Consider the following 7,880-nt stretch of genomic DNA (forward strand, 5'->3'; position numbering starts at 1 on the left):
CATTCTGGTCTGGAGCCTCGCCCCAATAATAGAGAAGTGTGGCCAGGATGCCCCGATTGGTGGCCATTAGAGAGTTTTTGACCTTGTGGGTGTCAAGGCCATGGCAGCCTTGAACTCCGCAGGTTTTTTCGACGACACGCAGATCACCAGGGTTTTTAACAATGCCTTCATGGGCAATATCCTTGTCAATGGCTAATGGTGACCCCAAATGACAAGGCGAGCAGCCGAGAATTTTTGTGTCATGGGCCGGGTCGAGTATTTCTTTTTGGTGGCAGGCCAGGCACATTTCAACCTGGCCGGAGAGAGTTTGGTAGAGTTGGTCTGGTCTGTTGGTCAGGTTTTCACGAACTATTAAAAAAAAGATTGCCACAAGAAGGAGCAAAACCGCGAATTTGGTTTTATGTCCCTGGTGGGGTCTTGTGGGCTCGTGAGGGCGTGAAAATAGTCTCTTCAGGGCAGCTATCCAATTATGCGGGTAAGATTTATTAAGGGCCATTTAGCCATTTTCTCGAAAATTTTGGGTGGTCGGATATCGCCTGCCATAGCCAAAGGCCTTGCTGGTCACCTTAAGGCCCATGGGTGCCTGTTTACGTTTGTGCTCATTGGTCAGGACGCGCCGCACGATATCATTGACGATCTCTGGAAACAAAAGGGTGACTTGCCTGGCTTTTTCGGTCAAAAAGGCGGGGGCTGTTCAGCCTGTCATTATCTGACAAATCCGGCCTTGCCCAGTGACGGCCCGGAAAAAGGCCATCCACTTATCACTAAAAAAGTTCCCATGGAAAATTGTGTGCGCTGCCATAACCGAAGCGGCAGAATCGGCATATCGTATCAGGGGGTTTATGAAGCGGAAGGCTATGGCACCCCTTACAAGGACGGTGACGTATCAAAGAATCGGCTGCCAGGAGATCGGTTCTTCCTGGAGCTTCCACCAGACATTCATTTTGCCCGGGGCATGACCTGCATTGACTGCCATACCCGCAATGAAATCATGGGGGACGGCACTCGTTACGCTCATTTTGAAGAACAACTCGAAATCCACTGCGAAACCTGCCACACTTCGTTAAATCCGGGAGTTACCTCAAAAAACAATCAACTCAACAACCTGAACACGCAGACCACACCACCAACACTAACAAGTAAACTCGACGACAAACCACATCCGGTTAATCTTCCGGTAGCCGCCTCCTGTGAAGATCCCGGACATAGCCGCCTTTCCTGCCAGGCCTGCCACTCCAGCTGGGTTCCACAATGCTATGGATGCCATGTCAAACTGGACAAGAGTGAAACCCATCTCGACAAACTCACCCTGCAAGAGACACCAGGCTGGTGGCAAGAAGGTAGATCGTACATCCGTTACGAAAAACCCGCCCTCGGCATTTGGAACAACAGAATAATGCCTGTCACGCCCGGCTGCCAGGATGTTGTTAGCATCAAGGATGAGGACGGCACAATGACAGACTCATTTTACTCATTTACCATGGCCGCAATTGACCCGCATACTACTCAGTTGAAAGGCCGAAGCTGCCCGGACTGCCACACTTCAACAAAAACAGTCGGGCTTGGTGAGGGGACTGCCTGGCAGGATGAAACAGGGGCCTGGCAGTTTGACCCTGTCTCCCTGGGAACGGAAACAACGGCTGGCAAAGTGCCTGCTTTAGATGCCTTTGTTTCGATAGACGGGGTTCCATTGCAAAAGAGCTTCCGGCCCAATATGCGTCCATTTCAAGCTGAAGAAATTCATCGAATACTCACGGTCGGCAAATGCCTGGGCTGCCACACATCCGGCCAGGATCCTATCTACCACCCGTTCCCCAAAGATCCAGTTTGTTTATTCATCACCATCTCCAAAGGGCCAAAATGAAGGAGATGGTAAATACTAGCCCAAGGTTCATGTACGCCATAAAATAGAAGACTTTCTCGTGTAATTCTTTTTCTGGTTTTTAGAGGCGAAGCAATGAGGGATGCCAGACTGCATACCATGATGATTAATAGAATATTGAATGCTTTCATGTTTTTTTGACGCTGCTTACGCCTGTCGTAATCGGAAGTTAACGCTAGGCCCTAGGGTCAGAGGTCTTGAAAAATCACTTTTGCCTGCTATCTGAGACACCCTTGCTAAACTTTGTATAATGAATCCCGAGACAATCGGCAATCTCTTTCAACGTATACCCATAGGTGATGTGCACTTCCACGGCCAGCTCATTGCGCCGTGACCGGCCCTCTGCGGCAATATCTGTCTCAATGATGGCGTGATAGTGGTTATCAAGCAAACAGATTGCGTGGCAGAGCCGGTTTCGTGTGATCCCATAAAGCGAACAACCACCTTGAATTCACTGCTGCAATCTGCTATATACAGCACTTCATTTCTGCAACACTCTCTACTTTGCCTCCAAGTGTTCTCCGCTGTCCACTGCATGCCAAGTTTCAGACACCAGGAATAAGCGCAATTCGAAATTACATCCCCATGAATCCCTACCGTAACTACGGGGGATCTCAAGGCCTTGGCTGGTTCGCATCGCCACAATCGGCTGGTGACGACCTCCGACAGATTAAGCACTGAAGAGTTCGCCATCCCTGGCAAACCCTACGCCAACAGTATTTTCAGCACCCCGAGCTTCAGGGCGCGGGACACATTACCCCAAAAGAAAGGATTTGCATGACGTTTATTGAATCAATGAAGAACTCGCAGCGCACCGCTAAGAACGAAATATTTTCCGGATTGACAGTCGCTCTCGCCTTGGTTCCCGAAGCCATCGCCTTCTCGCTTATCGCCAATGTAAGCCCTCTGATAGGCCTCTATTCGGCCTTCATCATCGGCCTCGTCACCGCACTTGTCGGAGGCAGGCCCGGCATGATTTCCGGGGCAACCGGTGCCATCGCCGTGGTCATCGTCAGCCTGGTGGCCAGACACGGTGTGGAATACCTGTTTGCAGCTGTGGTCTTGATGGGGATCATCCAGATAGCAATCGGCCTGCTTCGTCTAGGCAAGTTCATCCGCCTGGTGCCTCACCCGGTTATGTTCGGTTTTGTAAACGGCCTTGCCGTCGTGATCTTCATGTCACAGCTCGACCAGTTCAAGGTCGCTGGAACTGATAACTCTTCATCGTGGTTAAGCGGCATGCCGTTGTGGATCATGCTTGGCTTTGTGCTTGCTACTATGGCAATTATTCACTTCCTGCCCAAGCTTACCAAGGCTGTTCCTGCCTCGCTTGCTGCCATTGTCGGGGTTTCCGCCGTCATCATCTATTTCGAAATTCCCACCCGAACCGTGGGCGATATCGCTTCCATTGCCGGAGGATTACCCAGGTTTCATCTGCCTTCTGTGCCTTTGAACCTCGAAACCCTGAGGATACTATTCCCCTATTCGCTGATCATGGCCCTGGTGGGGTTGATTGAAAGCCTCCTAACCCTGACGGTTATCGATGAGATGACTGAGACCCGCGGCCGCGGCAACAAGGAATGCCTGGCGCAGGGTAGTGCCAACCTGCTGACCGGATTCTTTGGTGGCATGGGCGGTTGCGCCATGATCGGCCAGAGTATTATCAATATCAGCTCCGGAGGCCGAAAACGCCTGTCTGGAGTCGTCGCCGCTGTCGCCCTGCTGCTTTTCATTCTGGTGGGCGCACCGCTGATCGAAAAAATACCCATGGCGGCGCTGGTCGGCCTGATGTTTATGGTGGCCATCGGCACCTTCGAATGGGCCAGCCTGAACATCATTCGCAAGGTTCCAGCTACAGACGTATTCGTCATGGTCACGGTCGCAGTGGTGACCGTGGTCTTCCACAATCTGGCCGTGGCCGTCCTCATCGGCGTGGTGATTTCGGCACTGGTTTTCGCCTGGGAAAATGCGACAAGGATCCGGGCCAGGAAACATATTGGCGAGAACGGGGCCAAACACTATCACATTTACGGCCCTCTGTTCTTCGGCTCTATTGCAGTATTCCAGGAAAAATTCGAGGTCCTGAATGACCCTCAGGAGATCATCATTGATTTCAAGGAATCAAGAGTGGTTGACCATTCAGCCATTGAATCGCTAAACAGACTGACGGAACGATACGCCAAACTGGGAAAAACCGTTCGCCTTCGCCACTTGAGCGAGGACTGCCGTCAACTTCTCGACAATGCCTCGGCCATCATCGATGTGAATTATTGGGAGGATCCGAAATACAAGCTGGCGGTGGACGAACTGGCATAGTTTTCGGGCAAGCCTCATCCACGCCTGGCTAAGTCGAATTTTTTCTAATAGCATGACCTGCCCACACTATGCCCCCCACTATTGTGCTAAATCTAACCTTATTCGTTATGGCTGGATGTCTTCTATTGGTAGAATTTGTCTGCCATGACGAATTGTAAGTACTGATATTTTTTCTTTTTCTATAAGGTAAATAATTCTGTAATTTCCATATATCAACTCACGAATGTCGTCACGGTGTGTCTCTGGAACTATACGACCGCTCTTTGGCGAGGATTTAAGGAGTTGAACTTTGTCGAATAAGTTTTCTACCCAGTTTGTTGCAGCCGTAGAATTGTCTTGAGCTATGTATCCTGCAATTTCTGTCGTTCTATCTATGGCCAGAGGGGACCATATAACTTTCATTTTGAAATCCGCCCCAAAATGGCAGATTTTGCTGCATTATGTTCGACGCCATTTCCTGCATTGAGCTGTGCTATTGATGTTTGTACATCTTCTAATAATTCCATTTTTTCTTGCATGGCTTCATACTCTGCTACATCAATTAACACAGCTACCCCTTTGCCATGTTGGGTAATAACTAGAGGTCTCTTTGTGTCATGCACTTGTTTAAGGAAGGAAGCAATTCCAGTACGGAATTCTGACATCGGGCGAATGTCTTGGTCAATTTTCAGTCTTTGCATAATGCACCTCGTTGTTAGATTTTAGTACATTATACCGTACTCTTTATTGTTCAATCAATAGTATTTTTATTATACGTCTATATGGTTATTTTTATGGCTAACAACTCCACCTATTTTCCACTGAATGCGGGAGAGTATCTGGCTGATCTGGAATCCCCGTTAAATACACGACATGGTCTGTATAATTGGCATAGCCCTCAAAAATGTATTCGTTCCAATAATGACAGTTCAATCCATATTTCATGAATTTTTCGTATGCCCTTATCCTGTCCGTCTCTTCTGTTTTGCTCAAGGTGCGGTCTAAGAATGCCTACCAGTTAATGATTATCATTTTTGCAATCGAAGTGCGAGCCGATGATCTCTTAACTGTTTTCTTGGGCATTCTTTGTCTATCCTTCTCACCACATATCGTTGCGGTAAGGGCGCGTGTAAGATCGTCCCTGAAAAGCCGCCCAAGTTTCCCGCGTCCCCTTCACTGTAGGTTAACCCCCAATGTTAATATCGTTTTCAGCGCACCATTCTTTAAGTGCTGCTTTTCGACGCTCGTTTTCAAAATTATACCAGTTATCAAGCAGGCCTTTTTCAGCTAAAAGGTCTTTGTATCGGGAATATGCACCTTGACGGCGAAAAATTGAGTAAACTCTGTCGAGCTCTTCCGGTAAAAAATTTGACATGAATTCAATTACGAGATCTTTGCCAAGATCAAGATCATTTTTATGTGGGATAGAAATATATTTGGGTTCGTCAATATCCTCCGGGAGTTCATCCGAATCACCCATCTCCGAAGTATAAAATATCCGCCCAGTTTCCCTGCAAAGATAAGCGTTATTCATATATTGCTGATCCATACTGACAAAAATGAATGCATTTTCTATTTCATCATATGTTATCGCCATAATTCAATGCTTCCTTGTGGGGTTAACGACCTAATTGTTTTCCTTCATTAAGGTCGTCAGACGCTTCTTCTAATACAAAAACATCTTTGACTTTCATTGTTGCCGACTCTTTTTCAGTTCAGAAAGGGAAATAAATTTTGCAGTTCCATTAGCAATTTTCACTTTTCTCTCACTAAGAATTTTTTCATGCCATTCAGGTGTTTCAATTTCATCCATTTCATATAAAAAACTATCCCAAAGGGCCTCCATTGCCTGCAATCGGTCTATAGTACTCAATTTTTTCAACTCTGAAATGTTCATTTGATGCCTCCATTGTTCATTGCGCTAGATCGTTAGCTTCTCGATAACTTCCAACGTTATTGTCTTCTGTTTCATCTGCAAATAATTGGTTATCTTCTATGGCCACCCCAATATTGCGGTTTTCTACATAAACACAGCAGGAGATACATGAAACTTTTCACTTAATGCTTTTACCTGCCGAATGTTAAGCGAACGTTTTCCTTTCAGAATTTCCGACACGACTCCCTGACTTCCTATTTCCTTTAAGTCTGTTTGCCTAAAGCCATGTTCTGCCATAAGGACTTTTAAAGTCTCGATGGGATTTCCTTCTGGTTGTTTTACATGATTTGCTTCATATGTTTCTACTAGGATCCCCAAAGACTCCATTAATGATGCTAGTGGATGATTTTCATTTTCCCCAACCTCATCAATTACACCATCAAGGAGGCTAACTAGTTTTTTGTAGTCTTTTTCATTGTGTGGGACAGAAAATACATTCTGAACGGTTGGCCAAACTTTTGCGATTTTCTCAATTTGTGTATTCATGATTATTCCTCCTTCCATGCGCCTTTGTCATATTCTTTGTGGGTAAGGACATGTCTTACATAAATTTTCCCCGTGTTGTAGTGTATGGCTACAACTAAACGGGCTTTACTGCCTCCGACATTGAAGACTGTAAAGTTGCCTACTTGGTCCGCGCTTGGAAATACTGCTCGTAATTCAACAAAGTTACGAAAGTCTGTGAATTTTATAATCCTATACCACGACTCTATGGCACTTCTGCAACTTGGATGTTTTCGGGAGAAATCAAGTAGTCTTTTTCGTGTAATGACATGCATACTAACAATATATCTCATTTCGAGATACTGGCAAGCTCTAATATGGATATTTTTTAAGGAGTAATTGATTAGGTGTCAGATTGAGCAAAATAACGCCGCGCTCTGGGGCAAACCGAAGCGCAGCGCACATTTTCAGGGTCTTGAATTGTCACTTTACCATATCTTATATTTCAAGACCTGGCTTTATTCCTGTAGCAATGCTACCCATAATGGTTGAGTTGTTAGAAATGACCAAAGACCTTTTTCAAAAGTGACGTCGTTTGTTTCAATGGATCACTGCGAATAGCTGACTCTTCTTTTGCGATATAAAAGAATATTCCATCCATGCCTTTCTGCACAACATGATCGGAAAGATCTGCTTTTACATCCGGAACAAATGGCATGGTTTTGTATTTTCCCATGACGTTGTCATACGCCTGCAACGCTCCCACTTGTGAGAGACTCTCCTCAATGATTGGCCGCATTTCTTCCATCAAAGAAGGGGTCATTTTTTCCTGGAAATATTTTGTCGCTGAATCCTCAGGCCCTTTATAAATAGTGTTAACGTCCTCAAAGGTCATATCGGCAATTGACTGCATAAACAGCTCTTTGGCCTTTGGAGTCGCAGCTTCCGCAGCACGATTCAGTTTGAGTTCAAGGTCATCAACTGCTTTGGACATCCCGACTTTAGCCAGCATGTTTTTTACTGTGTTCAGTTGATCCGGCAAGGGGATATGAATGAGAGGATCAGCATTAAATCCATCCATGCCTCCTAACTTTGTGACAACATTTCCACATCCAATCCCCAATGCCTGTTTGAATGCCTCGCCAATCTCGGCAACACTCGGTTCGGCCAATGTCGTGACATTGGTTTTTTTCGTGACCGACTCAAGAATACTTGCGCCTTTATCCCACCAGGAGCCTGCAGATTGACCAGCACCCAGTAAAGATGAAAAAAAACATAAACCAACGCTCAGACCCACCAGAGTTTTTTTCATAAAGCCTCCTT

The 7,880-nt window shown here is 46.2% G+C and carries 11 protein-coding genes; 2 read left to right on the top strand and 9 right to left on the bottom strand.

Annotated elements, in window-relative coordinates; translation table 11 throughout:
- Positions 1–370 (bottom strand): amino acid ABC transporter substrate-binding protein (locus tag HQK80_14175; protein MBF0223344.1); only part of this gene is annotated, 370 nt, incomplete at its 3' end.
- Positions 371–469: 99 nt separating this feature from the next.
- Here HQK80_14175 and HQK80_14180 point away from each other — a divergent pair.
- Positions 470–1,864 carry a hypothetical protein gene (locus HQK80_14180; protein ID MBF0223345.1) on the top strand — a complete coding sequence of 465 codons (1,395 nt, stop codon included), beginning with the start codon at positions 470–472 and terminating at the stop codon, positions 1,862–1,864.
- 223 nt (positions 1,865–2,087) lie between these two features.
- Here HQK80_14180 and HQK80_14185 read toward each other — a convergent pair whose 3' ends face one another.
- Positions 2,088–2,273 (bottom strand): hypothetical protein, encoded by a 186-nt coding sequence (locus HQK80_14185; GenBank protein MBF0223346.1) that lies wholly within the window; start codon positions 2,271–2,273, stop codon positions 2,088–2,090.
- 386 nt (positions 2,274–2,659) lie between these two features.
- Between HQK80_14185 and HQK80_14190 the strand changes: the two genes are divergently transcribed.
- A complete protein-coding gene (locus HQK80_14190) occupies positions 2,660–4,198 on the top strand; it encodes a SulP family inorganic anion transporter (GenBank protein MBF0223347.1) in 1,539 nt (512 codons plus the stop codon).
- 105 nt (positions 4,199–4,303) lie between these two features.
- On the opposite strand, the gene HQK80_14195 is transcribed toward HQK80_14190, so the two are convergent.
- From HQK80_14195 to HQK80_14225, 7 genes are all read right to left on the bottom strand, one after another.
- On the bottom strand, positions 4,304–4,600 hold the full coding sequence (locus HQK80_14195; protein MBF0223348.1) for a type II toxin-antitoxin system RelE/ParE family toxin: 297 nt from the start codon (positions 4,598–4,600) through the stop codon (positions 4,304–4,306).
- Positions 4,597–4,878, bottom strand: coding sequence for a type II toxin-antitoxin system Phd/YefM family antitoxin (locus HQK80_14200; protein MBF0223349.1), 282 nt, complete (start codon positions 4,876–4,878; stop codon positions 4,597–4,599). The genes HQK80_14195 and HQK80_14200 overlap by 4 nt, the downstream gene beginning before the upstream one ends.
- Before the next feature lie 482 nt (positions 4,879–5,360).
- A complete protein-coding gene (locus HQK80_14205; GenBank protein MBF0223350.1) occupies positions 5,361–5,774 on the bottom strand; it encodes a hypothetical protein in 414 nt (137 codons plus the stop codon).
- A gap of 93 nt (positions 5,775–5,867) precedes the next feature.
- The gene (locus tag HQK80_14210) at positions 5,868–6,074 is read right to left on the bottom strand and encodes an addiction module protein (GenBank protein ID MBF0223351.1); all 207 of its coding nucleotides are present in this window, start codon (positions 6,072–6,074) and stop codon (positions 5,868–5,870) included.
- 123 nt (positions 6,075–6,197) lie between these two features.
- Positions 6,198–6,599 carry a transcriptional regulator gene (locus HQK80_14215; GenBank protein ID MBF0223352.1) on the bottom strand — a complete coding sequence of 134 codons (402 nt, stop codon included), beginning with the start codon at positions 6,597–6,599 and terminating at the stop codon, positions 6,198–6,200.
- Between the two features lie 2 nt (positions 6,600–6,601).
- Positions 6,602–6,892, bottom strand: a complete 291-nt coding sequence (locus HQK80_14220) for a type II toxin-antitoxin system HigB family toxin (protein ID MBF0223353.1) — start codon at positions 6,890–6,892, stop codon at positions 6,602–6,604.
- A gap of 221 nt (positions 6,893–7,113) precedes the next feature.
- Positions 7,114–7,869 carry a DUF4197 domain-containing protein gene (locus tag HQK80_14225; GenBank protein ID MBF0223354.1) on the bottom strand — a complete coding sequence of 252 codons (756 nt, stop codon included), beginning with the start codon at positions 7,867–7,869 and terminating at the stop codon, positions 7,114–7,116.
- Positions 7,870–7,880 lie beyond the last annotated feature (11 nt).

The organism is Desulfobulbaceae bacterium (genome assembly GCA_015231515.1).
In the GTDB taxonomy this organism is placed as follows: domain Bacteria; phylum Desulfobacterota; class Desulfobulbia; order Desulfobulbales; family VMSU01; genus JADGBM01.